Here is a 25,700-nt window from a genome sequence, read left to right on the forward strand (position 1 = left end):
CCTTCGGTGGTGAGCCCGAGCATGCTCCTGCGAGGTTTCCTGCGCGGCTTCCGGCGGCGGACCGGCCGGCCGCCGGCCGAGCTGGCCGCGCTGTTCCGCTCGATCGTCGCCGAGAGCCGGACGGTGCACCCGGTCGCGGCCGACTTCCTGGACCACTTCATGGACGGCGCCGGGGAGTCCCGCACGCTGTCGCGGCGCTGGCTGCGCTCGTTCCGGGCGATCCGCCGCGCCGAGCGCAGGAACCGGCGCAGGTTCGAACGGCAGCTGCGGCGGGAGGCCGCCCGGCTGGGCGACGGCGCCTCCACCTGGCTGAACGACCACTGGGACGCGCGGATCAACGCGTTCATCGGCACCGAGCTGTTCTACGTCAGCAGGATGAGCATGCTGCGGTCTCAGGGCTCGTTCGTCCTGACCCGGACCGGCGGGGAGGTGCGGGTGTCGGGCACGGTCCGCCACCACTGGTTCGACCCCTACGACTGGGATCGCGGCCGGTGGGTCTACATCCCCCGGCACGGGCTCGTGCCCATCGCGGTCGGCCGGGACCTCGTCGAGGCCGACGAGGCGCGCAACTACCTGATGGAGTCGCGGCACGTCCAGACGCTGGAGGGCACCTGCCGGGACGGCCGGTGGCCGCGGCGCGGCAGGGCCGCGTTCTCGTGGGCGCCGGTGGGGGCGGACGGATGACCGGCAACGACGCCCGTCCGCCCGACCCGGCCGGGGCCGAGAGCACGGAGGACTTCGTGCGGGCGCTGGTCCGGCTCAGGCGATGGGCGGGAGAGCCGTCCCTGAGCAGGCTGCGGTCCCTCGGCGGCCGGACGGTCGCCTCGGACGGAGCGGAGATCGACGCGCTGCCGAAGAGCACCGTCTCGCACGTCCTGCGGCAGACCGGCAAGCTGCCGCGCTGGGACTTCGTGAGGGCCTTCGTCACGGCCTGCCTCCGCTACTGCGACCACCCGGCCGAGCAGATCCCCGCTGAGGTCGAACGCTGGCGGGCAGCCAGGGCGGCCCTCGCGGGTTCCGCGGAGCCGCCCGCACCGGCCGACGCCCGCGGTGCCGCCGAGGACGCGGTCGGCGGCCCCGAGCCCGCCGACCGTCCGGAACGGGACGCGGCCGTCGAGTTGCTGGCGTGGCGGGTGGCGAAGGAGGAGGACCGGGCGCGCAAGGGCATGCTCGGCGGCTACAGCATCGCGCCGGTGTCCTTCAGCGAGGCCGGCGGCGGGGCCCGGGGCGACCTGCACTCGATCGGCGGGTACTTCGGCGGCCTGAGCCCGCGGCGCCTGCTGATCGTGGGGGAGTCGGGCGCGGGCAAGACGGTGCTCGCCATCGAACTCGTCCTGCGACTGCTCGAACCCTTCCTGACCGGCGACGGGGCCCGCGACGGCCCGCGGACGGTGCCGGTCCGCGTCAACGCCGCCAGGTGGACCCTGGGCAGCCCGTTCGAGCCGTGGCTGGCCGAGCAGCTGCGCCGGGACTACGGGCTCGCGGCGGGGGACGCGCAGCGGCTGGTGCGGGGCCGCCGGGTGCTGCCGGTGATCGACGGGCTGGACGAGCTGGACCCGGAGCCGTCCGCCGGGCCGCCCCGCCGGGCGATCGGGCTGCTGACCGAGCTCAACCGGTACAGCGACCTCTCCGGCCGGCGGCCGGGCCCCGTCGTGGTCACCTGCCGGGCCGACCGCCACGCCGACCTGTTCGCCGCCCGGATCGGCCTGGCGGACGCCGCCCGGATCCACCTGCACGACCTGACCGCCGCGCAGATCGGCTCCTACCTGCGGGCCCGCTGGCCGGACGGGCATCCCTGCGCGGCGCACCGCGACGCCGTTCGCGCGGCGCTGTCCGGCCCGGCGGGGACGGCCGCGCACCGGGCGCTGGCCACGCCGTGGCGGCTCCTGCTCCTCGCGACCGCGGCCGAGTCCGGCGCGCGGCCCGCCGAGCTGCTGGCCGCGGACCCGGCCGCCGACCCCCGCGACGCGGCGGACCGCATCGCCCGGCGGCTGCTCGGCATGTACGTCCCGGCGGCGACCCGGCTCGCCCCGCGCAGCGCCCACGGCACCCCGTACCAGCCCGAGCAGGTGCGGTCCTGGCTCGTCCAGCTGGCCGCGCACCTGCGCCGCCAGGCCGCCGGGGCGGGGCGGCCGCCCGGCCTGACCGGGATCGACATCGTCCCGCACCTGCTGTGGCCGATCGGCGGGCGGCGCCGGGTGCGGGCGCTGCACTGCCTGACCTGCCTGGTCCTGGCGGTCATCGCCATGCTGGCGTTCTGGACGGGTTCGGCGGTCGACCGTCCGGGCGATCTCCGGGACGGCCTCGACGCCGGGGAGGGACTCACCCTGGCGCTCATGGCCGGCTGGGTGGGCATCGCCACCGGCCTGTCGCTGTCGCCGTGGCCCGCCGCCGCCGGCGGGCGCGCCAACGTGCCGCGTCGGCGGCGCCTGCCCGGCGGCCTGCTCGGCGCCCTGACCGGCGTCCCGGCCGGCGTCCTCGGCGGGCTGGCCGGGCTCGCGCTGACCGGGGGCCGGGTGTTCGGCCCCGGCTACGCCGTCGCGGCGGGGGCGGCCGGCGGCGCGACCCTCGGCGCGGTCATCGGGCTGACCGCGGCGGGACGGCGGGGAGCGGAGCACCCGACCGTCCCCGGGGCGGTCCGCGCCGAACCGGCCACGCTGCTGGGCTTCGGGCTGTGCGGCGCGCTCACCGGGCTGCCGCCGCTGCGGCTCGCCCACGCCGGCCCGGTCTTCCTGGCGCTGGGCGTCGCGGGGGCGTTCGCCCTGGCCTGCGCGCTCGGCATCGTCTTCAAGATCACCACCGGCGGCTGGAACCGGGACGCGGAACTGGCGCACCCCCGCGAGGCCCTGCACCGCGACCCGGTCATCGGTACCGCCTTCGGGCTCACCGGCGGCGTCGCCGCGTTCCTGGTGTTCGCCATGAACCAGGGCGTCGCCGTGTCGCTGGCGTGCGCGGTCACCGGCGGCGTGGCCTTCGGCCTCGCGTTCGGCGCGATCGCCTGGACCCGCGCCATGATCGGCCTGCTCGTCGCCGTCGCGCGCGGCCTGCTCCCGCTGCGGCTCTGGGTCTTCCTCGACTGGGCGTGCGAGGCCCGGCTGCTGCGTGTCAGCGGAGCCGCCTACCAGTTCCGGCACCGCGAACTGCAGGACTTCCTGACCCCGCGCGAATAGCCGGCCCGCCGGCCGTTCCCGCCCTCCGCGCCGCATGAAGCAGCGGCGAAGCCGGTGTGAAGCACCCGGCCCATAGCTTTGGCCCGAGCCGGCCGCCCGGCGGGGGACCGGGTCGCGAGTGAAGGACATCGGCGCGCGGAAGAGGCCGGCGTACGCCTGCGAAAGGAGACCGCCGTGAGGGTGAAGCGGGGCAGACGACTGGTATTCGTCGCAGGGTCCGCGGCCTTACTGGTCTCGGGGTCGGCGGTGCCCGCCGCCGCGAAGGACGCGTCCGACCGCGATCTTCTGATCGGGCTGGCCCGGCAGTATCTCCAGGACCGCGCCGCGCGTGTCACCAGCGCCTACGCACCGGTCGACCGGGCCGCCCCGGCGACGCTCAGCCGTGTCGGCGCCACGGAGGCGTTCGCGGCGCGCACCGCCGCCGAGGCGCCCGGACTGGACCGGCTGCGCGCGACGTTCGCCGGAACGCCCGCCGAGTTCAGCGGTGCCGAGGTCACCATCGAGCACGCCGAGGCGTCGGTGCGCGGGAAGGCCGCCGAGCTGACGCTGATCGAGACGACCGACCTTCTCCTGGCGGCCCGGAAACGGTCCGCGGACGTGCCGGAGAGCACCAGTTACCGGCTCGGCCACACGCTCCGGTTCGACCGCTCGGGCGGTGCGTGGAAGCTCTCGGCCGATGTGCTCGACGTCCCGGAGGACGCGCTGGACCCCATCCCCTACGTCCGCGCCGAGAAGAGCCGGCCGCCCACGGGGCGGGCGGAGCCGGGCGGTTCACGGGTGCCGGCCGAAATGCGGGGACCAGTACGGCAACGACTGCGCCAACTTCCTCTCCCAGATCCTGCGGAACGGCGGCTGGACGAACGTCGGCTCGATGAATGCCCTCCAACTCTGGGACTGCCGGACCGATGTGAACCAGCGCTGGGAACTTCCCAGCTGATCCTCACGAGAGGGAGCAGAAAATGAACGGAGCGGTCTCGAAGGCCGCGGTGGTGCTCGGCGCCGCCGCACTCCTGTCCGGAGCCGGCGCGGGGACGGCGACGGCCGCGGGGCGGCCGTCCGAGCGTCCGGCGGCCACGGACGGTAAGGCGGTCACGGCCGGCAGGGCCGCCGCGACCCACTGCGCCTACGTGCTGGACCGCATGCGGCCCGGCGAGACGTCGTCGCGGGTGCTGCGGCAGGGCTGCGCGCCGTCCGAGAAGGAGGCGCGGGGCGCGGTGGGCGCCGCCGCCGACACCCTCCTCCTGGTGATGTACGCCGACGCCAACTATGGCGGGCTCACCAAGAGCTGGTACGGCAAATACGGGCCGTGCGACACGGAGGGCTACGGAATCCGCAACCTGGAGACCACCTTCTGGAACATCAACGACAAGATCTCATCGTGGTCCGCCGGCCACCATAGCTGCAATTACGTCAACATGTGGGAGGACGCCGTCTACCAAGGCCGCCATGCGGCCTGGCACAACTACAGCAGAGTTCCCTATGTCGGTTCCGCGATGAACGACAGGGTCTCCTCGGTCAACGTCCACTACGAGCCCTGACGGAGTGCCCGGCGGGCTTCGTCTGCTTCCAGGAGACGTCCGCCGGCGGGCGCGTCATCCGGATCGCGGAGGGGCAGGGTGGCGCGCAGCCACACCGTCTTCCGGGCCGCTCCCGGCACCGGCTGCTGATCCCCCGCCGTCCCGGCCGCCCGCTCCCGCTCCCGGGGGCGGGCGGCCCGGCCTTCCGCGAGCGGAGCCGAGGCCGGCGCCGTCACTTCACGGCGCGGTCATTTCACGGCGCGGTCACTTGACGGCGACGCCGCCGTAGACCCAGGCGCCGCCGCTCGCCGCGGCCTCGGTGGCGTCGGTGCGCCACCGGTTCACCTTGACCAGGCCGGGCTCGACGAGGGAGAGGCCGTTGAACAGGCGCAGGATCTGGTCGTGATCGCGGAAGTTCATGGTCGCCGAGGCGTTCTCGTAGGCGGCCTCGATGATCTGGACGAGATCGGCGGGACGGTCGTCGAGGGTGCTGTGGGAGATGACGAGGTGGCTGCCGGGGGCCAGGCGGTCGGTGAAGGCGGCGACGATGCCCGCGGGGTCCTCGTCGTCGGTGATGAAGTGCAGCATGGCGTTGAAGATGACGCCGAGCGGGCGGTCGAAGTCGATGAGGCGGGCCACGGCGTCGGAGGCGAAGACGGTCTCCGGGGTGCGCATGTCGGCCTGGATCGCGGCAGTGCGGTCGTCGGCGGCCAGCAGGGCGCGGGCGTGCACGATGACGATCGGGTCGATGTCCACGTAGACGACCCGGGCGTGCGGGTGGATACCCTGCGCGATCTCGTGGACGTTGCCCTGGTTGGGCAGTCCCGCGCCGAGGTCGATGAACTGGTCGATGCCCTGTTCGGCGACGTAGGCGATGGCGCGGCCGAGGAAGCGGCGGTTCGCGCGCAGGGCTTCGACGCCGTCCGGAATGGAGGCGATGAGGTGGCCCGAGAGTTCGCGGTCGGCGGCGTAGTTGTCCTTACCGCCGAGCACGTAGTCGTACATCCTGGCCACGTTCGGGGTGTTCGGATCGATCCCCTGCGGCACGCCTGGCTCTTGCGGCACCGATGGTTCCCGTCTGCCGTGGGCGATATGTCGTTGGAAACAATCATAGATCATGCATAAGTAGTGATTTACGGAAGTCGCTGTGCCACGATGACGCTGATCACCCCCCCCGGCGCATGGAGCGCGCATGGAATTCAGCCTCAACGGCAAACCCGTCGACGCCGGTGTCGAGCCCGACGAGACCGTGGCGCGGGTGCTGCGGGAGCGGATGGGGCTGACCGGGACCAAGGTCGCCTGCGGCACCGGCGTGTGCGGCACCTGCACGGTGCTGGTGGACGGGCGCACGGCGGCGAGCTGCCTGCTACCCGCCGGCGCGGTGGCCGACCGCGAGGTCACGACCGTGGAGGGGCTCGGCGGCGACCACCCGGTGCAGCGGGCCTTCGCCGAGCACGACGCGCTCCAGTGCGGCTACTGCACGCCGGGCTTCGTGGTGGAGGCGGCGGCGTTCATGGACCGGTGGCGGGCCGAGCACGGCACCGCCGAGCCGTCCCGCGAGCAGATCGCCGAGGCCCTCGCGGGCCACCTGTGCCGCTGCGGAGCCTACGCCGGCATCTACGCGGCGGTCGCGGCGGCGTGCGCGGGCAAGCACGACGGGGACGCCGTGACGCCGGTACGCGTGGAGGCCCTCGACAAGATCACGGGCGCGGCGCGGTACACGGCGGACGTCGTCCTGGACGGGCAGCTCGAAGGCGTGATCGTACGGTCGCCGCACGCGCACGCGGAGGTCGGCGAGATCCGGTACGACGGCCCGCTGGCCGAACTGCTGCCGCCCGACCGCGTCGTCCGGTACGCGGGCCAGCCGGTGGCCGCGGTCGCCGCGCCCACCAGGACCGAAGCGCTCGCCGCCGCGGCGCGGGTCGAGGTGGAGTACACGGTGCTGCCCGCCGCCCTCTCGCCGGAGGACGAGACCGTCGTCTACCCGACCGGGGAGTCGCGCAAGCGCGCTCCCCGCGCCAACGAAGGCCCGCTCGCGTCCGCCAAGTGGAACGGCAACGTCCGCGGACCCGCAGGCATGAGCTGGCGTGGACGCACCGCCGCGAAGCGCATCGAGCAGGCTCGGGCCGGCGGCGAAGCCCGGAACGACGGCGGCCAGACCCTGGTGGAGGCCACCTACACCACGTCCGCGCAGGCCCACACCTGCATGGAGCCGCACGGCTGCGTGGCCCGCTGGGACGGCGGTGACCTGCATCTCCACCTGTCCACCCAGGCCGTGACCCGGGTCGCCGAACAGGCCGCCAAGCGCTGGAAGCTCCGCCCGGAACAGGTCCACATCGTGGCCGAGCACGTGGGCGGCGGTTTCGGCTCCAAGGTCAACGTCACCTCGGACGTGGCCGCCGCCGTGGAGCTGTCCCGGCTGCACGGCGCGCCGGTCCGGGTCGTCCTCAGCAGGGCGGAGGAGCTCGTCGACGGCGGCAGCCGCCCCGGGGTGCGCATCGAGCTTGCCCTGCTCGCCGACGCCGACGGCCGGCTGTCCGCCTTCACCATGGACGGGCACGGCGACGCCGGCGTCTCCATCGGGTCCAACGCGGCCTGGCACTCGCGCTTCTTCTACGGCAACGCGCCCCGCCGGATCCGCGACTACGACCACGTCACCAACCGTCCGCCGGGCATACCCTTCCGCGGCCCCGGCCTGCCGCCGATGCTGTGGGCGCTGGAGCAGGCCGTGGACGAGGTGGCGCTGCGCCGCGGCGAGGACCCCATCGAGCTGCGCCGCCGCTGGGACGGCAACGCCAAGCGCCACGCGCTCTACGACCGGGCCGCGGCCCTGCCCGTGTGGCGCGACCGCGCCGACCCCGGCGACGGCCGCCTCCGCCGCGGCGTGGGCGTCGCGGCCGCCAACTACATGTACTTCCTCGACCCCGGCACCAGGGTCTCGCTGACGGTCGAGCAGGGCGCCGTGGTCGCCCGCATCGCCACCCAGGACATCGGGACCGGCAGCCGCTCGGTGATCGCCGAGGTCGTCCGGTCCGCGCTCGGCCTGCGGCCGGGCCAGGTCCGCGTCGAGCTGGGCCGCAGCGACCACGCCTACGGGCCCACGTCCGCCAGCAGCTGCTCCACCCCGTCCATCGCCCCGGCGGCCGAGGACGCGGCGCGCCGGCTCGGCAAGGCGCTCGGCAGCCGCTCCCTCGACGAGGCCGAAGGGCTCCAGGTCGTCGGCAGGCGTCCCCGGGACCGCCGCGGCTACGTCACGCCCTTCCCCCTCGACCACTTCGCCATCGGACGGGGCTTCTCGGGAGCCGTCGTCGTCACCGAGGTCGAGGTGGACACCCTGCTCGGCCGCGTCAAGCCGACCCGCGTCTGGTGCGGAGTGGCGGCCGGCCACATCTACGCACCCCGGCTGGCCCGCAACCAGTGCGAGGGCGGAGTCGTCCAGGGCATCGGCTACGCCCTGTTCGAGCAGCGCCAGGACGACCCGGCCACCGGCACCGTCCTCACCGCGAACCTGGAGGACTATCGCATCCCGGGCATCGCGGACACTCCGGAGATTGACGTGTACTTCCACACCGAGGGCTGGGACCACGTCCCCGGCCGCGGCATCGGCCTGGGCGAGATCTGCACCGTGGCCGTCGCCGCCTCGGTCGGCAACGCCGTCCGGCACGCCACCGGCTGGCGCCCGCACGACCTGCCCATCCGGCCCGACCGGCTCCTGGAGGGGATCGGCGCGTGACCACCATCGAGGACGCCGCCCGAGCCGTCCGCGACACCGGCGGCGAGCTGCGCGCAGGCGGCACCGACGTCATGACGCGGGCGGCCCGCCCCCCGGTCGACCTGCTCGGCATCCCCGGCCTGCGCGGCATCACCTGGCGACCGGACGGCTCCGCCCGCATCGGCGCCCTCACCACGGTCGCCGACCTGCTCGCCGACGACCGCCTCACCGCCGCCTATCCGGCGCTCGCCGCCACGGCCGCCGCCATCGCCACCCCGCAGATCCGCAACGTGGCCACCGTCGGCGGCAACCTCCTGCAGCGCAACCGCTGCTGGTACCCGCGCAACGCCTTCACCTGCCACCAGACGGGAGGCGACAGCTGCCCCGCCCGCGACGGCGCCCACCTCTACTCGGCCGTCATCGACCAGGGCCCCTGCATCGCCCCCCACCCGTCCTCGCTCGCCGTGGCCCTCCTCGCCTACGCCGCCACAGCCGAAGTGCACGACCGTGCCCCCTTGAGCATCGCCGACCTGTACGGCGACGGCACCGACCCGACACGCGACCACCGCCTGGACCCCGCCGAGATCCTCCAGGCCGTCCTCCTGCCCTCTCCCACGCCCGAACGGGCCGCCTACCGCCGCGCCACCGCCCGCGAAATGGCCGAATGGCCGCTGGTCGAAGCCGCCGCCCGCCTGACCTTCGACGGCGACACCATCACGACCGCCGCAATAGCCGTAGGCGGAGTAGCCCGCACGCCGCTACTCCTCCCAGAAGCGGCTGAGGCCCTCATAGGCAGGCCCGCCACACGAGAGACCCTGGCAGACGCCGCAAGCCTGGCAGCCGCCCACTCCCGCCCCTTCCCTCAGACCACCTACAAGGTCGCTCTCCTGCACACCACGGTGCTCGACACCCTCACCGCCTGCGCGGCCCCTCCGTCCTGACCGCTGGACCACGACCGCTCCAAGCCCAGGCCAAGTCGCCCGACCAGAAACGACGCGCTGGTGCGCTGACACCCGAGGTCGTCTTTCGGGCGACGGGTGCTGACCACGGGCTCCGGCCCCGTCCGGGGGGGCGGAGCCCGTGGTCACGGTGCTGGGCGGTCACGGAGCCGGGGCGTCCGTGCTCGGTTCGGCCCGGTCAGCGAAGCGGAGGCACGGCTCGCTGGGAGAGGCCCAAGGCGTACTCGGGCCACCAGACGCCCGCCGCCGGATCGACCACGCCGTACTCGGGATCCTCCGGACCGGCCGTGCCGCGGGTGCACTGGCCGTCGGATTCGCCGGGACGCTTGACCCAGAGGAAGGCGTCGACCAGGGGATCACCGGTGCGGGTCGAGGGCCGGTAGCCCAGGCCGCGGCCCGGCGGGTTGCACCAGACCTGAGGGTCGGTGTACGTGCCCTCCGGAGGCGTCCATGGCCCCTGGCCGTTGCGGCTGGTGTCCAGGACGAAGTGCGGGAGCGTGCGCGGATCGTCCCGGACGCCGGCCAGGTCGGCGTCGGAGCAACTGGCCGCGCCCGTCTCCTGGCGGAAGCGCAGGCACTTCGACAGCCTGGTGCCGTAGGAGACCAGCTCGTCGGTGCTGCGGTAGTTGGAGACGTTCAGCGCGAAGCCGTCGGCCTTGGCGATGCCGCCCTTGAGGAGTCGGCTGGCCATGCCGAGCTGGGCGCTCGGTACGCCGTATCCGGCGTCGTAGTCGTTGAGCGGCTGCCAGTCCGAGTGCCCCGAGTCCACGTAGACGCCGGTGCGCGGCAGCCGCTGCAGGGTGCTGATCGCGTAGTTGATCTCGCGGAAGCGCTCGTCGACCCGGGCGAGGTCCTCCGGCATTCCGGTGGTGCCGCCACCGCCCTCGTTGCACCACGGCTCGCTGGACAGCAGCGCCAGCCCGTCGGGCTCGACGATCACCACGGCCCGGCCGCCGCCGATCCCCCTGGAGAAGGCGGCGATCCATGCGCGGTAGGCGGCCTCGTCCGCAGCGCCGCCCGCCGAGTACTGCGAGCAGTCCCGGCCCGGAACGTTGTACGCCACCAGCACCGGAACGGCGTGCTGCGCGGCGGCCCTGGCCATCGTCCGCCGCACCGCCGTCCGCACCTCGGCGGGCGTGCCGCCGGTGAACCAGATCGCCTGCGAGACCTTGGACAGGGCCCGCATGTGCGCCGCGTCGGCCGTGCGCCCCTCGGCCGCCCAGATGTCGGCCTGCCGCCCCGCGTTGGTCGCGGGCTCGACGTAGAACCGGGTCTTCCCGGCCAGCGGATCGTCGTGCCCTAACGCCTGCGCCGGCGCCGGCGCCGCGAGGACCGCGACGATGCTCGCCGCGGCGGCGGCGAGGATCCCGATGCGTCGTCTCATCCAGTACTCCAGATCGTCGGGGTGGTGGAGGAAGCCGTGGGAGCGCTCCCATGCCGGGGAGTCTGATCACCCTCCGGGGATCCGTCAAGACCCAACATTCCGACGCCCGGACCGATGGCCCGTGCGCGACGGTGTTCACGCCGGCCCAACGATGGAAATGAAACTGGCGAAAGGGGGTTCGTCATGAAGACGAAGCAGTGGAGCGTAGAGGTCTACATCAGCGAGGACGGTCCGGAGACGCACGCGCGTGTGGTGCTGTTCAGCGGCGGCGAGGAGCACGCGACCGGGGACGGCCGGGCACGCCGCAATCCGGTCGATCCCGAGGTCGCGGAGATCGGCGACGAACTCGCCGTGGCGCGGGCGCTGGCGGACCTGGCCGGCCGGCTGCACGGGGCCGCCGACAAGGACATCGCCCGGCTCCCGGGTTCGGGGTAAAGCCGGGTCACCGGCCATGCACGGGTCATGATCAAGCACGCTTCATGACCAAGCACGCGTCATGACCATGCGCGTTCGGCGCGGCGCCATCGCTGCGGTGTGACGCCGTGGCGGTCGCGGAAGCGGCGGACGAGGTAGGCGGCGTCGCGCAGGCCGGTCCTGGCGGCCACGGCGTCGAGGGGCAGGTCGGTCTCGCGCAGCATCCGCCGGACCTCGATCATGCGCCGTTCGGTGATCCATTCGAGCAGGGGGCGGCCGGTGCGCCTGCGGAGCACGGTCGTGAGGTGTCCGGGGGTGTAGCCGAGTGCGCGGGCGACGTCCGCGGCGGAGACCGGTTCGCGGAACGTGGCCTCGATCTCGGCGAAGACCCGCTCGACGAGCGGGTCCGCCGCGCCCGGCACGGAGGGCGCCAGGCGCGCGGCCGCGACCAGGAGCCGGGTGAGCGTGGCGGGAACGGCTTCGTGGGCGCCGAGCCGACCCGGGTCGGCGAGTTCGGCGGCCAGGTCCGCCAGCCACGCCGACCAGCCCGCCCGGGCGGGTTCGGCGACCCGCCCGTGCCCCGCGCCGGGTGCGAACAAGGCGAGGAGGGGGTGGCGGGTCCAGGCCAGTGGGGAGACCGAGGCCAGGGCGGGGATGGCGTCCGGCGTGAACGCGACCGCCCACGCGCGGCCGCGGGCGAGTTCGGCGACGGTCGTGGCGCCGATGACCTGCCCGGGCGACACGGCGTGGACGTCGCCGCCGCGCAGCCGCCGTTCGGCGCCGTCGATGGTGACCGAACCCGCGCCCTCCTCGATGTAGACCAGGACGAGGAAGTCGTGGGCGTGCCGGTGGTTCGGCGGGAGGTCGGCGTGGGCGGTCTCGGTGTCGAAGCGGGCCACCGAGACCGCGGGCGCGCCGGGCCGCTGCCGGTAGCGGTACACGGGCGCCCCGTCGAGCCCTGCGGTACGCAGCGCCGACCCCGAGCCCAGCTGGGCACCGACCGAAGAATGTCCCATGGCTGCCAAGGTATGTCCTGCTCGGCGACCCCGGAATGTCCAAGACTGGACGTGATGACACGGGGTCTGCCGCGGGCCACAGCGGGCAGTCCCGCCACCGAACGGACAAGGGGTACCCATGGCGGCTTCCACCCGCGTACGCATCCTCGACCAGCGAACCCCGGAGGAGCGGGATCGCCCGTTCCTGCCGGGTGCGGGCAAGACCTGGCTTCTGCCGTTCTACGACGCCTTCACCCGGGTGGGCGGCGTCCGCGTGCTGCATGAGCGCGCGGTCGAGCTCGCCGGCATCGAGCCCGGCCAGGCGGTGGCCGACGTCGGCTGCGGCACGGGCAACCTGTCGCTGGCCGTGCTCGCGGCCCAGCCGGGCGCGCAGGTGACCGGCCTCGACCCCGACGGGGCCGCGCTGCGCAGGGCGGCGCGGAAGGCGCGCCGCCGCGGCGTCGGCCTGACTCTCGTGCGGGGCTACGCCGACCGCATCCCCGTCGAGGACGCCTCGCTCGACCATGTGGTCTCGTCGCTGGCCCTGCACCACGTCGATGACGAGGGCCGGAGCGCGTTCGCGCGCGATGCGCTGCGTGCCCTCCGGCCGGGAGGAAGGGTCACCATCGCCGACTTCGGAGGCCCCTCGTCCGGCGAAGACGCCGGTCACGCCGGTCACGCCGGTCACGCCGGTCACGGCCGCGGCCTGGCCCATGCCGTCCGGCACCTGCCGCGAGCCCTGCGCTCACGGGTGGCGCACAGCCCCGTCGTGGCCCGCAACCACGACGGCGGCATCGTCGCGCTGCTCGCCGAGGCGGGGTTCGGCGACGCCCGGGAGGTCGCGCACACCGACCACAGGTTCGGCCGGATCACCTTCGTGCAGGCGACCCGGCCATCGAGCTGAAGCGGCCGGGCGGGCGCCGCGGCGGGCACCGGCTGGGACAGGCCGGTGAGCAGGGTCATCCGAGCGAGGTGAAGCCTCCGACCACGGCTCCGAAACCCACATGGGCGAGGACGGTGACCAGTGGCGTGCTGGGCCCGTAGTTGAGCATGAAGAAGCCCGGGGGTTCCAGCAGGGCGACCTTGGGGGCGCTGGTCAGCGGGCTGCCCATCCGCGGGTGGACCAGCGGCAGCAGGATGTTCACCAGTGCGGTGCCGGCGAACATTCCGTGCAGCAGGCCGAAGAGCGCTCCGAGCCACCAGCCGGCGTGGCCGATGGCGAGGAAGACGGCGTAGTAGACGAAGGCGAACAACTCGCCGTTGGCGAAGTGCATGAGGTAGCCGATCGCCTTGGCGCGGGCCCGGTTCGCGGTCACGGCGGTGCCGAGCAGGAAGGGCAGGTCCATGCGGGTGAGCCTGAACTCGCTGGCGGCCCGCAGGACGGTGGTCAGCAGCAGTGTGCCGACGAAGGCGCCCGCGGCGGTTCCCCAGGCGTTCACCGGTTCGCCTCCCCGGCGGCCGAGCCGATGGCGCACGCGGCATTGATCAGTGCCAGGTGGCTCAGCCCCTGGGGCAGGTTGCCCAGGAAGGCGCCGGTGCCCGGCTCGATCTCCTCGGCGTACAGGCCGACATCGTTGGCCAGCCCGACCAGGTCGTCCATCAGCGCGACGGCCTGGTCGAGGCGCCCGGTGCGGGCGAGGCACTCGGCCAGCCAGAAGGAGCACGCCAGGAACGCGCCCTCGGTGCCGGCCAGCCCGTCCTCGCCGGAGTACCGCTCGACGAACGGGCCGTGCCGCAGTTCCCGTCCCACGGCGTCGACCGTGGCGCGCATGCGGGGATCGCCTGGACGCGCGTAGCCGTGGAGGAGGCCGAGCAGGACGGCGGCGTCGAGTTCCGAGCCGTCGGCGGAGCGCGTGTAGCAGCGGCGGCGGGAGGAGAAGCAGCGCGTCTCGACGAAGTCGCGTATCTGGGCGCGGACGCGCCGCCAGCGCGCCGAACCCCGGTCCCGGATCAGCCCGCGCTCGCACAGGTCGACGGCCCGGTCGAGCGCGATCCAGCACATCATCTTCGAATGCGTGAAGTGCAGGGGAGCGCTGCGCACCTCCCAGATTCCCGAGTCCGGCCGCTGCCAGACGTCGCAGACGAAGTCGGCCAGCTCGGCCAGGCGCCGGGCGAGGTCCGCGTCCAGCCGTCCGGCGGCACCGGCGTACAGCCAGCCGGTCTGCAGCAGCTCGCCGTAGGTGTCCAGCTGGACCTGGGCGCCCGCCGCGTTCCCGATCCGCACCGGCCTGGAACCGCGGTACCCCCGCAGGGGCAGCGTGCGTTCCGGGGCGCGGCCGCCGCCGTCCAGCCGGTAGAGCACCCGCAGCCGCGGATGCGTGAGCTGGGTGGCGTGCATGAGCCACCAGAAGTAGGCGTCCGCCTCGGCCGAGCATCCCAGCCGCAGGAGCGCCTCCAGGGTGAACATCGAGTCGCGGATCCAGGAGAAGCGGTAGTCCCAGTTGCGCTCGCCTCCGATGTGTTCCGGCAGCGAGGACGTCACCGCGGCGGCGATCGCCCCCGACGGCGCGAAGATCAGGAGCTTGAGCGCCAGCGCGCTGCGAAGGACGGCGTCCCGCCACATCCCTTGGTAGGACCGGTCCCGCGACCAGCCCTGCCAGGCCGCGATGGTCTGCTCCATACGCGTGTCGCACTCGGAACGGGCCGGCAGGACGAGCGGCTCCTGGTGCGCGAACGGCATCGCCAGCAGGGCCTGCCGCCCCTGCCCCAGTTCGAGACGGCCATGGATCGCGCCGCCTGCGCACTCCGGCTCGCCCGCGTCCCAGGTACAGACCGCGAGCGCGTCCCCGCCCGCCACGAACACCGGTACGCCGGCGCGCCGCGCGATGCGTGGACGGCGGGCGCCGTAACCGAATCGCGGCTCCACGCTCCAGCGCAGCGGCACGGTCCCGGCCACGCCGTCGAGGCGCCGCTGCAATTCGCGCGCCGGTCCCAGGTTCCCGCCGTCCTCCAGGGTCAGCGCGTCGGTGACCCGCACGCTGCCGCGGCCGGTGGTGAACGTGGTCTCCAGCACGTTCGTGCCCGGCAGGTACCGGCGCGCGGACGTGAAGGGCTCCGCCGGCTCCAGCCGGAAGCGGCCGCCTCGGGCGGGGTCCAGGACGGCGGCGAACACCGAGGGGGAGTCCAGGTCCGGCAGTCCCAGCCAGTCCACGGACCCGTCGGCGGCGATCAGCGCGGCGCTCCGCCCGTCCCCGATCACCGCGTAGTCGCGCAGCCGGACGTAGCCGTCGCTCCGCAGGGCCGTCATGTGCCCGGACCGTACGAGCCGTCACCGGGAAGACCGCCGACTTCCATGGACCCATGTTCTCACCCGGTCACAGTCCGTTACCTCCGCCCCCCCGGACCTCACCGGAACGAGCCGGTCACGGACCGGCGCGCGACCCCGCCACGGCCGGGCGAACCTCGTCGGCATCGGCGTGCTCCGGCGGACGCCGGGCTCCTCCCGCCCTGGACGAGGCGTAGCGCACGGCCTTCGCCGCGACGGCGGCGTACGCGACGCCGCCCGCGAGGGAGGCGAGCAGCGCCAGGAGTTGCGAACGGTCCTCCAGCAGCGGATAGATCTGCCAGTGGACCAGGTAGATGTACAGCGAGCCGCCGGCCAGCGGGCCGCCGAGGCGGTTGAGCAGCCGCGTGCTCGGCAGGGCCGGAACCCAGATCAGCAGCACCAGGCCGGCGATGACGATGATCTCCCGCACCGGCTCACCGGCGCCGAAGTACCCCGGGACCGTGGCCAGTCCCGCGACGGTCACCAGCGCGCGCCGCCACGCGGTCTCCGCCCTGGCCGCCGCCCAGCCGAGAGGGAACAGCCAGAGCGCGGTGATCGCGTCCGGCAGGTCCGTGAGCCCGCCGAAGTCGTAGCGGACGGTCAGCGCGGTCAGCAGGACGCCGAGGGCGAAACCGAAGGGCGCGCGCCGCTCCGCCCGGTCCAGTGCCGGCACGCTCAGCATCGCGGCCAGCGCGAGCAGGACGTAGAGGATCACCTCGATGAACCAGTAGTTGCTGTCGAAGCCGAAGGCGCTTCTCAGCAGCAGGGCGTCGACCAGGTGGTAGCCGGCGGTGAGGGGAGCGGCGAGGGCGATCCAGGCGATGCTCGGCACGGCGATCCGGGCCAGGGCGTCCAGCACGCGCCGGCGGCGTTCCCGCCGGGCGGACGAGGTGAGGTGGAACCGGGCGAAGTTGAAGCCCGCGACCGCCAGCAGCACGTGTGCGCCGCCCCGGACCGTGAAGAGCCCGATGTGCGAGCCGGCGATGAGGACGATCGCGCAGGCGCGCAGGGCGATGCCCGTCTCCAGGGTGCGCCGCCCGGTGCGTCCGGCGGGGCGCCGGAGGTCGCGGATGCGCCGCGTCGGCCAGTCCGCGGGCAGCGTCCCGAGGACGTCCTCCAGTTTCAGCGACATCTCGACGTAGGACAGCGAGTCGCCGCCCAGGCTCACGAAACTGCTGTCGCCGGTGACGCCTGGACGGCCCAGGATCTGCGCGTACAGGCGGCACAGGTCCGCGGTGGCCTCCGGCTCGGGTCGGGCCAGCCGGAGCACGGCGCCGTGGTCGGGCTTGCCCGTGGGGAGCCGGGGCAGGTCGGTCAGGACGTGCACGGCGATCACCCGGGCGGGCAGGCCGCACTCCGCCGCCACCAGCCGCGTGACGTACCCCGCGTCGGTGCCCTGCGCCACCGCGCCCGTGCCGTCCGTGACGGCGACGACCAGGCCCTCGTCGTCGCCGGTGCAGCACGCGGCCAGGCCGTGCCGGGCGAGCAGCGCCTCGACGCGCTGCGGGTCGATCCGCAGGCCGTAGAGCTTCAGGAACCGGCCGCGCCGCCCGACCACCTCGTAGAGCCCGTCCGGGAGGCGCCGCGCGACATCGCCCGTGCGCAGTTCCGCGACGGTGCGGCCGAGGGCCAGGTCGGCGGGTCCCTCGGCGTATCCGAGCATGACGTTCGGCCCGGAGTACACCAGTTCCCCGGTGTCCGGGCCGGGCCGGTCCGGCAGCGGCTCCAGCCGGAAGGACCCGCCCGGGATCGGGACGCCGATCGCCTGCGGGCGGGAGGCCGCGAGGTCCGGCGGCAGGTAGGCCATGCGGGCGGTCGCCTCGGTCTGGCCGTACATGACGACGAGGTCCCAGCCGCGCCGCCGGCCGAGCGCCGCGTAGCGCGCCACGCGGTCGGGCGCCAGCCGGCCGCCCGCCTGGGTGACGTACCGCAGATGCGGAAGCCGCATGCCGGGGAAGCCGACCCGGTCCAGCAGCTCGAAGGTGTAGGGGACGCCCGCCAGGGCCGTCCCCCGCGCGTCGCGGAACAGCGTCCAGAACCGGTCGTCGGTCACCGAGAGGTCGGTGAGGATCAGCGCCGCCCCGCGCAGCAGATGGCTGTTGATGACCGACAGGCCGTAGCAGTAGTACATCGGCAGCGTCGTCGCGGCGCGGTCGTCGTCCCGGATCTCCAGGTACTCGGCGATGGACGCCGCGTTCGACTGGAGGTTCTCGTGCGACAGCCGGACGAGTTTCGGCGCGCCTGTCGACCCGGACGTGCTGAGCAGCAGCGCGAGGTCGGGATGCAGCGTGTGCGCGGAGCCCGCGCGCCGCTCGTCGAGCGTGCCGTCCGGGAGCGCCACGACGTCCGGGTCGTAGGCGTCGACCAGCGACTCCAGGCTGCCGGGACGGTCATGGGGGACCAGCAGGACGGGGTGGCCGGCCGCCAGCGCCGCCAGGTAGACGACGAGCGACTCGACCGTGTTGGCGCCGGCGAGCAGCAGGAGCCGCCGTCCGGGGCCGAGGCGCCGGGCGGTGGCCGCCACCCGCTCGGCCAGCTCCCGGTAGGTGAGCGTGCCGCCGGCGGTGATGATCGCCGTCCGGTCGGTGTGGCAGGCCAGCTCCCGGGCGAACAGGACGGTCGCTGGCCCCAGCTGGGGGGTGATGCTCACCCGGTGTATCTTAGGCAAGGCTTACCTTGCCGCCAAAATGGTCAGAATGCCAGACCCGAGGGACATCATGCGAAACCCCCTGCGCCGTATCACGTCCGTATGCGCCACGGTGATCCTCCTGATTCCGCTCGCCGCGGCCTGCGGCATCGGGTCGGAGGCCGGCCTCGTCATCTACTCCGGCCGCAACGAGGGACTCGTCAAACCGCTGCTGGACAAGCTGGAGAAGGCCATCGGCACCGACGTCGAGGTCCGGTACGGCGCCAGCGCCGAACTGTCCGCGCAGATCATGGAGGAGGGCGGCAAGACCAAGGCCGACCTGTTCTTCTCCCAGGACGCGGGGGCGCTCGGCGCCCTCGCCAAGCAGGGGCGTCTGGACAGGCTGCCCCAGCCGACCCTCGGCAAGGTCGCCGAGCGGTACCGGGGGAGCGGCGGCGACTGGGTCGGCCTCTCCGGCCGCGTCCGGGTGCTGGCCTACCACCCCGGCCAGGTCGCCGAGGCGCCCGACAGCGTGCGCGACCTCGTCAAGCCGGAGTGGAAGGGGAAGGTCGGCTACGCGCCGACCAACGCGTCCTTCCAGGCGTTCGTCACCGGGATGCGGGTCCTGGACGGCGACGAGGCCACCCGCGCGTGGCTCAAGGGGCTGAAGGCGAACGGGGTCAAGGCGTACGACAACAACATCGCCGTGCTGGACGCGGTGAACTCCGGGCAGGTCGCCCTCGGGCTGATCAACCACTACTACTGGTACGAGAAGGCCGCCGAGAAGGGGGCGGGGAGCGTCACCGCCAAACTGCACTACCTTCCCGGCGGCGACCCCGGCGCGCTGATCAACGTCGCGGGTGTCGGCGTGCTCAAGGGCGGCGAGCACCGCCCGGCGGCGCTGAAGGCGGTCGACTTCCTGCTCTCCAAGGAGGCGCAGACCTACTTCAGCGACGAGACGAAGGAGTACCCGCTGGCCTCCGGCGTCGCGAGCACGGTTCCGGGGCTGCCGCCGCTGGACTCGCTGAAGGCCCCCGAGATCGACCTCGGCGACCTCGAGTCGCTCCAGCAGACCCTGACGATGCTGCGGGAAGCCGGAATGGTCTGACCGGATGACCACCCGCGCCCCCTGGGTCCTGCTCGCTCCGGCGTGCCTGGCCGGCGCCCTCGCCCTGCTGCCGCTCGGCTACCTCGCCGTGCGCGCGCTGGAGCGCGGCGCCGGCTTCGCCTGGAGCGTCGTCACCACCGAGGCCACCGCCCTGCTCATGGGCCGCAGCCTCGCGCTGGCGGCCGTGGTGGTGGCGGCCTGCCTGCTGCTGGGCGTCTCACTCGCCTGGCTGACCGCCCGCACCACGCTGCCCGGCGCCCCCGCCTGGGCGGTGCTCGTCACCCTGCCGCTGGCCGTGCCGAGCTACGTGGCCGCCTTCGCCTGGCTGTCCGCGGTCCCGGACATTGCCGGGTTCGCCGGGTCGGCGGTGACGCTGACCCTCGTCAGCTACCCGTACGTGTACCTGCCCGTCACCGCGGCGCTGCGCGGGATCGACCCGGCGCAGGAGGAGGCGTCCAGGTCCCTCGGCGCGGGCCCGGCGCGGACGTTCCTCCGCGTCACCCTCCCGCAGCTGCGGCCGGCGGCGGCCGGCGGCGCGCTGCTGGTCGCGCTGTACGTCCTGTCGGACTTCGGCGCCGTGTCGCTCATGCGGTACGACACCTTCACCCGCGGCATCTACACCTCCTACCAGGCGAGCTTCGACCGCACCCCGGCCGCCGCCCTGAGCGTCGTCCTGGTGGCCATGACCGTGGCCCTCGTCGCGCTGGAGACCCGCACGCGCGGACGGCGCGGGCACGCCAGGACGGGAAGCGGAACGGCCCGCCCCTCCGTCCCGGTCCCTCTCGGCCGGACGAGGGTCCCCGCCCTGGCGTGGTGCGGGACGGTCGTCGCCGCCGCCGTCGCCTTCCCGCTGGCCACGCTCGCCTACTGGCTGGTGACGGGGAACCGCTCCACCTGGGACCCCGCCGGGCTCGCCGGCACGGCGGGCGTCACTCTCGCCGTGGCCGCGGCCGGAGCCGGGCTCACCGCCGCGCTCGCGCTCCCCGTCGGCGTCGTCGCGGCCCGCTACCGCGGACGGCTTCCGGACCTGCTGGAGCAGGCCGCCTACGCCGGGCACGCCCTCCCCGGCATCACCGTCGCCCTGGCGATGGTGTTCTTCGCGATCCGCTACGCCGCCCCGCTCTACCAGGAACTGCCGCTGCTGGTCTGCGCCTACGCGGTCCTGTTCCTGCCGCTCGCGGTCGGCGCCACCCGCGCCGCCGTCCTGCAGTCGCCGCCGCTCCTGGAGGACGTCGCCCGCTCCCTCGGCCGCGGGCCGCTGCGCGTCCTGCGGGCCGTGACGGTGCCGCTGGCCGCCCCCGGCATCGCGGCCGGCACGGCGCTGACCTTCGTGGTCTGCATGAAGGAACTGCCGGCCACCCTGCTCCTTCGTCCCACCGGCATGGACACGCTCGCCACACGGCTCTGGACGGAGACCGGTGTCGCGTCCTACGCCGACGCCGCGCCGTACGCCGCCGCGCTGATCCTGCTCGCGGCCGTCCCCTCCTACCTCCTCGGGAGGCAGCGCACATGACCGACCTGACGATCGAGGGCCTGACCAAGGCGTACGGCCCGGACGCGACCGTCCTGGACGGGCTCGACCTCACCGTCCCCGGCGGCTCGCTGGCGGCCGTCCTCGGCCCCTCCGGCTGCGGGAAGACCACGCTGCTCCGCGTCATCGCGGGCTTCCTGCGCGCCGACGCGGGGACCGTCGCCGTGGGCGGACGCCGCCTGACCGGCCCCGGAGAGCACGTCCCCCCGGAACGCCGCCGCATCGGCATCGTGCCGCAGGAGGGCGCGCTGTTCCCCCACCTGAGCGTCGCCCGCAACGTCGCCTTCGGCGTCCGGGACCGGACCGCGCGCCGCCGCCGCACCGAGGAGATGCTCGAACTGGTGGGCCTGGCCGGATACGGCGGGCGGATGCCGCACGAACTGTCCGGCGGGCAGCAGCAGCGGGTCGCGCTGGCCCGCGCCCTCGCGCCCGAGCCGGGGCTGGTCCTCCTCGACGAACCGTTCAACGCCCTGGACAGCGCGCTGCGCGCCGGGCTGCGCGCCGACGTCCGCGCGGCCCTCCGCGCCCTCGGGGCCACCGCCCTCCTCGTCACCCACGACCAGCAGGAGGCCCTGTCCGTCGCCGACCTCGTCGCCGTCGTCCATGACGGGCGGGTCGCCCAGTGCGGTTCGCCGCAGGACGTCTACGGCCGCCCCGCCGACCCTTGGGTCGCCGGCTTCGTCGGCGACGCCGTCCTGCTCCCCGGCGCCGCCGAGAACGGCACGGCCGCGACCGCGCTCGGCACGGTGGAACTCCTCGCGTCCGCCGGAACCCTCCTCCAGGGCACCGTGATCCTGCGTCCCGAACAGCTGCGGCTCACCGAACCCGGTGACGCGGCCCCGGCCGGGACGGTCACCGACGTCCGCTACTACGGCCACGACGCCATGGTCACCGTCACCGTGGACGGCCTCGACCAGTCCGTCGACATCCGCGTGGACGGGCACGTGAGTCTCCGCCCCGGCGACCGGGCCGGCGTCCACGTCACCGGACGGGCCGTCTTCCACGGGGGCCCGCACGAGCCCACGGCCGGCTGACGGAGCACGCCGCCGGCCCGATCGTCGCGCTCATGCCCGGCCGGCGGTGGCGAGCGAGGCCAGGTCCGCCTCGGCGAGTTCCGCGGCGGACGTCCTCGCGCGGTTGTCGACCAGCGCCTGGAGCGCGTCGCCGTGGTCCCAGGAGTTGACGTTGAGGGCCGCGGTGATCCGCCCTTCGCGGAGCCAGAATGCGAGGAACTCGCGGGAGGACGGGTCGCCGCGCACCACCAGTTCGTCGGTGGCGGGGTTGGCCAGGCCCCGGTATTCGCAGCCCAGGTCGTACTGGTCGGAGAAGAAGAACGGGCTGGCGGTGTAGGCGGCGTCGTCCCCGAGGAGGCCGCCGGCGGCGTGCGCGCCCTGCCGCTTGGCGTTGTCCCAGTGCTCGATGCGCACCAGGCCCCCATAGCGGGGGTGCTCGTGGGCGGCGATGTCGCCGGCGGCGAAGATGTCCGGGGCCGAGGTGCGCAGCGCCGCGTCGACGACGACCCCGCCCGCCGCCAGCTCCAGACCGGCCTGTTCGGCCAGTTCGATGCGGGGCGTCGCGCCGACGCCGACCACGACCGTGTCGGCGGGCAGCTCGCTGCCGTCGTCTAGCCGTACCACCTGGGCGCCGCCGTGGTCGGAGAGCCCGGTCGCCGTGACGCCGGGGCGCAGCGTCACGCCGTGGTCGGCGTGCAGGTCGTGGAACACGGCCCCGATCCGGCCGCCGAGCACCCGCTGCAACGGCTGCGGCAGCGGGTCGGCCATGGTGACCCGCGCTCCGCGAGTGCGGGCGGCGGCGGCGACCTCGCAGCCGATCCAGCCCGCACCGACGACCACCACCCGGGCGTCTTCGGTCAGCCTCTCCCGCAGCGCCAGCGCGTCGTCGAGGGTGCGCAGCCGGTGCACGCCGGGGGCGTCGAAGCCCGGCAGGGTCCGCGGCCGGGACCCGGTGGCCAGCAGCAGCCGGTCGTACCCGTGTTCGTCGCCCCGGGCGTCGACGACGACGTGCTCGGCCGGACGCAACGCGGTGATCGTGGTGTCGCGGCGCAGCTCGATCCCGTGATCGGCGTAGTAGCCGGCCTCCCGTACCCAGTCCGGTTCGTCGGTCTTGCCCAGCAGGATGCCCTTGGACAGCGGCGGCAGCTCGTAGGGTGCGTGCGACTCCCGCCCGAACAGCGTCACCTCGCCCTCGAAGCCCCGTTCGCGGAGTGCGGCGGCGGCCGACGCCCCGGCCAGCCCGGCCCCCACGATCACGATTCGCCGCGGTGTGCTCATCATTTGCCTCCCAGTCATCTCGTTCTGTTGATCGCGACGGGCCGTGCTACCGGCCCACACCGGTGAGCGCGAGGAACTCCTGCCGGGACGCCGGGTCGCCCCGCAGGGTCCCGAGCAGCGTGGACGTGACGGTCCTCGCCCCGGTCGCCTGCACTCCGCGCAGGGTCATGCAGGTGTGCTCGGCCTCGATCACGACCCCGACTCCCGCAGGCTCCAGGTGGGCCTCCAGCCAGTCGGCGACCTGCTTGGTCAGGCGCTCTTGGACCTGGGGACGGCGGGCGAAGTGCTCCAGCACCCGGGCCAGTTTCGACAGGCCCAGGATCCGCCGCCCGGGAAGGTAGCCGATGTGCGCGGTGCCGACGAACGGCAGCAGATGGTGCTCGCACACCGACCGCACGGGGATGCTCCGGGCGAGGACGAGTTCGTCATAACCGTTGTCGTTGGGAAAGGTCGTCAGCTCGAAGGGGGTGGGGGTGAAGAGCTCGGCGTAGGCGCGGGCCATCCGCCCGGGGGTGCCGCGGAGACTCTCGGAATCGGTGCCGACGCCGAGAGCCCGCAGGAACTGCCCGGCGGCGAGTTCGGCGGCCGCCAGGTCCATCTCCTCGGGCCGCCCGTCGCCCGCGGTCCGCGCGCCGAACGTCTCGGCGGACAGGATCGTTTCGGGCCGCAGGACCACGTCAGTCACCGATTCCCGCGGCCGGCGCGACCGCCCCGCTCACCGCCGGGCCGCCGGCGCGGCCCCCGGAGACCGGGATCCCTGCCGAGCGGCTCTCGCCGTCCCAGGTGCCGCCGTGCCGGATCCAGATGCCGATCATGTAGAGGCCGCCAAGAACGATGACCGGCCACACGACGAGTGCGGCGACATCCATGAGAACTCCAGATTGTCAGTGTGAAGGCCGCGCGAAGGAAGGCGGCCACGTACGGCCCGGTGTTGATCGGCTGCCCAGCCTGGCGCTGCGACGTCCCGGCCATGACGATCACCCCTCATTTCACCAACAAGTATTGGTCTTATTCGGGCTAAAGGTCAAGCATGCCTGGTCAGAGCATGGTTTCCACTTCATCGCCTTGCTATACAAGCGTTAACGAGCCGGGCTGCACGATTCGGGAGCGCGCATGGTGATCCCTCTCCGGACCCGGGGTGACTGGCTCAGGGCTGGAGTGGCCGTGTCGGATGTGGGGGAGGCCGTAGTGTTCGCAGTCCGACGTCCGGGATGGAGGCGGCCGATGCTGCGCAAGGGGGAGAACGCCACGCTGGGCGGCGGCCGTGTCAGGGTCGCCGTGACCGCTGCGGGAGGCGCCATCGACGTGTCGGCGGTGCTGCTGGGCGATGACCGGCGCGTGCGGTCGGACGATGATCTGGTCTTCTTCAACCATCCCGCTCAGGACGGGGTGGCGCTGGAGGGCGGCGAGGTCGTCATCGACCTGGATGCGGTCCCCGCGGATGTTTCGACCATCGCGCTCGTTGCCAGCGTGGACGGACCTGGGACGTTCGAGGGCGTCACGGTGCGCGCAGACGTGCACGGCGCACCCGGATTCGAAGCCCCGGCCATGGCGGCGGGGGAGACGGTGGTGGTCATCGTCGAGGTGTACCGGCGTGCGGCGGCGTGCGAGCGCGGGTGGCCGTCGTCCTGGACGCCACCGGTTCGATGCGCGCGTTGTACAAGGACGGAGTGGTCGCTGAGATCGTGGAGCGGATGGCGGCGATCGCATTGCAGGTGGACGCGGGACAACGTGCGCATGCACGAGGCCGTCGCCGCCGATGGGAGCCGGGTCAGCCTCGGCGGCCGCAACAACGAACCCCAAGTCATCGAAGACGTCCTTGCGCACTATGCGGCTTGTCCGGGCGAACCGGTCTTCGTGCTGTTCTTCTCCGATGGAGGCGTCGCGAAGAACGGGCAGATCGCCCGGCTACTGCGGGAGGCGCGAAAGCTCACGGAATACCACTGGGCTCGAACTGAAGAAGGCAGACCCCCGCAGCCCGGAATCATCGCCATGGCCGGATAGTGCTGCGGCGAAGCCGACGCGGCTATCGCGCAGTTTGTCAGCGCGTTCAGCGGCTCGCTCAGGTGCTCGTATGGCCGCCGCCATGTCGGGCCGCGCGGTATGCGCACTGGACCAGACCTGACCGGCCCGGAAGGCGGGCGATCAGGTGGCTGCAATGCTGCTGTCGAGTCCCGCCTGTCAGCCGGGTGGCTCAGGCCGGCTCGCCGAAGTCTCGGGCGATCCACGCAGGCGTGTCGAAGCGCACCGGCTGCGCGCCCACCAGCGCTCTGAGGTGATCCTCGATGCCCTCCAGTTCTGCGGCGCCGATTCGCCGCGCCCACTGATCGCGGAGCTCCTCAAAGATCGCCTCGCCTTGGCGCAGCACGTCGAAGCCGCGCTCGGTCACCTGAAGGCGCTTGCGGCGGGCGTCGCGCGGGTCGGTGTCGCGGGCGACGTACCCGCGCTCCTGCAGGACCGCGATGGTCTTCGCGGCCGACTGCTTGGTGATCGACAGGCGGCGGGCCAGCTCGGACGCGCTGTCGGCTCCGGCGGCGATGGCCCGTATGGCGAAGTCGTGCACGGGACGCACGTCCTCGTAGCCACGATCGGCCAGTTCGGCGGTCGCGGCGTCCACGAGCGTGCGGAAGCCCCCGAGCAGCAGCAGCGCGAGATCAGCGCCAGAGCGAGACATGGGAGAAGGATAAGACCCTCGACAGAAGACAGCCTGGCTGTCTATTATTTAGAC

The 25,700-nt window shown here is 73.6% G+C and carries 22 protein-coding genes and 1 pseudogene; 13 read left to right on the forward strand and 10 right to left on the reverse strand.

Features of this window, described 5'->3' with window-relative positions; genetic code table 11:
* Positions 1-21: 21 nt before the first annotated feature.
* The 4 genes from AL2_RS16320 to AL2_RS16335 all read left to right on the forward strand — a co-directional run bounded on the left by AL2_RS16320 (position 22) and on the right by AL2_RS16335 (position 4,708).
* On the forward strand, positions 22-684 hold the full coding sequence (locus tag AL2_RS16320; protein WP_067634717.1) for a hypothetical protein: 663 nt from the start codon (positions 22-24) through the stop codon (positions 682-684).
* Entirely contained in the window at positions 681-3,170 is a 2,490-nt protein-coding gene (locus tag AL2_RS16325; RefSeq protein ID WP_157438193.1) for an NACHT domain-containing protein, read from the forward strand. Before AL2_RS16320 ends, AL2_RS16325 begins: the two co-directional genes overlap by 4 nt.
* 174 nt (positions 3,171-3,344) lie before the next feature.
* Entirely contained in the window at positions 3,345-4,133 is a 789-nt protein-coding gene (locus AL2_RS40260) for a hypothetical protein (RefSeq protein ID WP_245666682.1), read from the forward strand.
* Complete coding sequence (locus AL2_RS16335) at positions 4,130-4,708, forward strand: hypothetical protein (RefSeq protein ID WP_067634720.1); 579 nt, start codon at positions 4,130-4,132, stop codon at positions 4,706-4,708. The genes AL2_RS40260 and AL2_RS16335 overlap by 4 nt, the downstream gene beginning before the upstream one ends.
* Before the next feature lie 243 nt (positions 4,709-4,951).
* Here the strand turns inward: AL2_RS16335 and AL2_RS16340 are convergent, their stop codons facing one another.
* Entirely contained in the window at positions 4,952-5,734 is a 783-nt protein-coding gene (locus AL2_RS16340) for an SAM-dependent methyltransferase (protein WP_210747832.1), read from the reverse strand.
* A 145-nt stretch (positions 5,735-5,879) separates the two neighbouring features.
* Between AL2_RS16340 and AL2_RS16345 the strand changes: the two genes are divergently transcribed.
* A complete protein-coding gene (locus tag AL2_RS16345) occupies positions 5,880-8,420 on the forward strand; it encodes a molybdopterin-dependent oxidoreductase (protein WP_067634721.1) in 2,541 nt (846 codons plus the stop codon).
* Entirely contained in the window at positions 8,417-9,340 is a 924-nt protein-coding gene (locus AL2_RS16350) for an FAD binding domain-containing protein (protein ID WP_067634722.1), read from the forward strand. Before AL2_RS16345 ends, AL2_RS16350 begins: the two co-directional genes overlap by 4 nt.
* A gap of 196 nt (positions 9,341-9,536) precedes the next feature.
* On the opposite strand, the gene AL2_RS16355 is transcribed toward AL2_RS16350, so the two are convergent.
* Positions 9,537-10,742 carry a glycoside hydrolase family 6 protein gene (locus AL2_RS16355; protein WP_067634723.1) on the reverse strand — a complete coding sequence of 402 codons (1,206 nt, stop codon included), beginning with the start codon at positions 10,740-10,742 and terminating at the stop codon, positions 9,537-9,539.
* A gap of 183 nt (positions 10,743-10,925) precedes the next feature.
* Between AL2_RS16355 and AL2_RS16360 the strand changes: the two genes are divergently transcribed.
* The gene (locus tag AL2_RS16360) at positions 10,926-11,177 is read left to right on the forward strand and encodes a DUF1876 domain-containing protein (protein WP_067634724.1); all 252 of its coding nucleotides are present in this window, start codon (positions 10,926-10,928) and stop codon (positions 11,175-11,177) included.
* Positions 11,178-11,236: 59 nt separating this feature from the next.
* Here AL2_RS16360 and AL2_RS16365 read toward each other — a convergent pair whose 3' ends face one another.
* The gene (locus tag AL2_RS16365; RefSeq protein WP_067634725.1) at positions 11,237-12,172 is read right to left on the reverse strand and encodes an AraC family transcriptional regulator; all 936 of its coding nucleotides are present in this window, start codon (positions 12,170-12,172) and stop codon (positions 11,237-11,239) included.
* Between the two features lie 118 nt (positions 12,173-12,290).
* Between AL2_RS16365 and AL2_RS16370 the strand changes: the two genes are divergently transcribed.
* Positions 12,291-13,055 (forward strand): class I SAM-dependent methyltransferase, encoded by a 765-nt coding sequence (locus tag AL2_RS16370; protein WP_067634726.1) that lies wholly within the window; start codon positions 12,291-12,293, stop codon positions 13,053-13,055.
* 55 nt (positions 13,056-13,110) lie between these two features.
* Here the strand turns inward: AL2_RS16370 and AL2_RS16375 are convergent, their stop codons facing one another.
* From AL2_RS16375 to AL2_RS16385, 3 genes are all read right to left on the reverse strand, one after another.
* Positions 13,111-13,590, reverse strand: a complete 480-nt coding sequence (locus AL2_RS16375; RefSeq protein ID WP_067634945.1) for a hypothetical protein — start codon at positions 13,588-13,590, stop codon at positions 13,111-13,113.
* Positions 13,587-15,398: a glycoside hydrolase family 15 protein gene (locus AL2_RS16380; RefSeq protein ID WP_067634727.1), complete on the reverse strand. Its 1,812-nt coding sequence runs from the start codon at positions 15,396-15,398 to the stop codon at positions 13,587-13,589. Before AL2_RS16380 ends, AL2_RS16375 begins: the two co-directional genes overlap by 4 nt.
* A 115-nt stretch (positions 15,399-15,513) precedes the next feature.
* Positions 15,514-18,066, reverse strand: coding sequence for an AMP-binding protein (locus AL2_RS16385; RefSeq protein ID WP_067634728.1), 2,553 nt, complete (start codon positions 18,064-18,066; stop codon positions 15,514-15,516).
* A gap of 46 nt (positions 18,067-18,112) precedes the next feature.
* On the opposite strand from AL2_RS16385, the gene AL2_RS16390 reads away from it, so the two are divergent.
* From AL2_RS16390 to AL2_RS16400, 3 genes are read left to right on the forward strand one after another with little or no spacing between them, the layout of a single operon-like run.
* Entirely contained in the window at positions 18,113-19,150 is a 1,038-nt protein-coding gene (locus tag AL2_RS16390) for an iron ABC transporter substrate-binding protein (RefSeq protein ID WP_245666683.1), read from the forward strand.
* Positions 19,151-19,154: 4 nt separating this feature from the next.
* On the forward strand, positions 19,155-20,663 hold the full coding sequence (locus AL2_RS16395; RefSeq protein WP_067634730.1) for an ABC transporter permease: 1,509 nt from the start codon (positions 19,155-19,157) through the stop codon (positions 20,661-20,663).
* On the forward strand, positions 20,660-21,715 hold the full coding sequence (locus AL2_RS16400; protein ID WP_067634731.1) for an ABC transporter ATP-binding protein: 1,056 nt from the start codon (positions 20,660-20,662) through the stop codon (positions 21,713-21,715). The genes AL2_RS16395 and AL2_RS16400 overlap by 4 nt, the downstream gene beginning before the upstream one ends.
* A gap of 30 nt (positions 21,716-21,745) precedes the next feature.
* Here AL2_RS16400 and AL2_RS16405 read toward each other — a convergent pair whose 3' ends face one another.
* The 3 genes from AL2_RS16405 to AL2_RS16415 are packed head-to-tail and all read right to left on the reverse strand — an operon-like array spanning position 21,746 to position 23,841.
* Complete coding sequence (locus AL2_RS16405) at positions 21,746-22,975, reverse strand: NAD(P)/FAD-dependent oxidoreductase (protein ID WP_245666684.1); 1,230 nt, start codon at positions 22,973-22,975, stop codon at positions 21,746-21,748.
* 43 nt (positions 22,976-23,018) lie between these two features.
* Positions 23,019-23,657: a GTP cyclohydrolase I FolE gene (gene folE / locus AL2_RS16410; protein WP_439951367.1), complete on the reverse strand. Its 639-nt coding sequence runs from the start codon at positions 23,655-23,657 to the stop codon at positions 23,019-23,021.
* A complete protein-coding gene (locus tag AL2_RS16415) occupies positions 23,650-23,841 on the reverse strand; it encodes a hypothetical protein (RefSeq protein ID WP_067634732.1) in 192 nt (63 codons plus the stop codon). The genes folE and AL2_RS16415 overlap by 8 nt, the downstream gene beginning before the upstream one ends.
* A 355-nt stretch (positions 23,842-24,196) precedes the next feature.
* Between AL2_RS16415 and AL2_RS40105 the strand changes: the two are divergent.
* Both AL2_RS40105 and AL2_RS40110 read left to right on the forward strand, forming a co-directional pair.
* Positions 24,197-24,460, forward strand: a pseudogene (locus AL2_RS40105) (TerD family protein); the annotation flags it as partial.
* A 249-nt stretch (positions 24,461-24,709) separates the two neighbouring features.
* Positions 24,710-24,976: a VWA domain-containing protein gene (locus AL2_RS40110; RefSeq protein ID WP_157438211.1), complete on the forward strand. Its 267-nt coding sequence runs from the start codon at positions 24,710-24,712 to the stop codon at positions 24,974-24,976.
* A gap of 190 nt (positions 24,977-25,166) precedes the next feature.
* Here AL2_RS40110 and AL2_RS16425 read toward each other — a convergent pair whose 3' ends face one another.
* A complete protein-coding gene (locus AL2_RS16425; protein ID WP_067634734.1) occupies positions 25,167-25,646 on the reverse strand; it encodes a MarR family winged helix-turn-helix transcriptional regulator in 480 nt (159 codons plus the stop codon).
* Between the last annotated feature and the right edge of the window lie 54 nt (positions 25,647-25,700).

The sequence above is a fragment of the Actinomadura latina NBRC 106108 genome (assembly GCF_001552195.1).
GTDB classification, from domain to species: Bacteria; Actinomycetota; Actinomycetes; order Streptosporangiales; family Streptosporangiaceae; genus Spirillospora; species Spirillospora latina.

Coding starts and splice junctions, on each gene's coding strand:
- AL2_RS16320 (WP_067634717.1), top strand. CDS start 22: ATGCTCCTGCGAGGTTTCCTGCGCGGCTTCCGGCGGCGGACCGGCCGG.
- AL2_RS16325 (WP_157438193.1), top strand. CDS start 681: ATGACCGGCAACGACGCCCGTCCGCCCGACCCGGCCGGGGCCGAGAGC.
- AL2_RS16335 (WP_067634720.1), top strand. CDS start 4,130: ATGAACGGAGCGGTCTCGAAGGCCGCGGTGGTGCTCGGCGCCGCCGCA.
- AL2_RS16345 (WP_067634721.1), top strand. CDS start 5,880: ATGGAATTCAGCCTCAACGGCAAACCCGTCGACGCCGGTGTCGAGCCC.
- AL2_RS16355 (WP_067634723.1), bottom strand. CDS start 10,742: ATGAGACGACGCATCGGGATCCTCGCCGCCGCCGCGGCGAGCATCGTC.
- AL2_RS16360 (WP_067634724.1), top strand. CDS start 10,926: ATGAAGACGAAGCAGTGGAGCGTAGAGGTCTACATCAGCGAGGACGGT.
- AL2_RS16365 (WP_067634725.1), bottom strand. CDS start 12,172: ATGGGACATTCTTCGGTCGGTGCCCAGCTGGGCTCGGGGTCGGCGCTG.
- AL2_RS16370 (WP_067634726.1), top strand. CDS start 12,291: ATGGCGGCTTCCACCCGCGTACGCATCCTCGACCAGCGAACCCCGGAG.
- AL2_RS16380 (WP_067634727.1), bottom strand. CDS start 15,398: ATGACGGCCCTGCGGAGCGACGGCTACGTCCGGCTGCGCGACTACGCG.
- AL2_RS16390 (WP_245666683.1), top strand. CDS start 18,113: ATGCCAGACCCGAGGGACATCATGCGAAACCCCCTGCGCCGTATCACG.
- AL2_RS16395 (WP_067634730.1), top strand. CDS start 19,155: ATGACCACCCGCGCCCCCTGGGTCCTGCTCGCTCCGGCGTGCCTGGCC.
- AL2_RS16400 (WP_067634731.1), top strand. CDS start 20,660: ATGACCGACCTGACGATCGAGGGCCTGACCAAGGCGTACGGCCCGGAC.
- AL2_RS16405 (WP_245666684.1), bottom strand. CDS start 22,975: ATGATGAGCACACCGCGGCGAATCGTGATCGTGGGGGCCGGGCTGGCC.
- AL2_RS16415 (WP_067634732.1), bottom strand. CDS start 23,841: ATGGATGTCGCCGCACTCGTCGTGTGGCCGGTCATCGTTCTTGGCGGC.
- AL2_RS40110 (WP_157438211.1), top strand. CDS start 24,710: ATGCACGAGGCCGTCGCCGCCGATGGGAGCCGGGTCAGCCTCGGCGGC.
- AL2_RS16425 (WP_067634734.1), bottom strand. CDS start 25,646: ATGTCTCGCTCTGGCGCTGATCTCGCGCTGCTGCTGCTCGGGGGCTTC.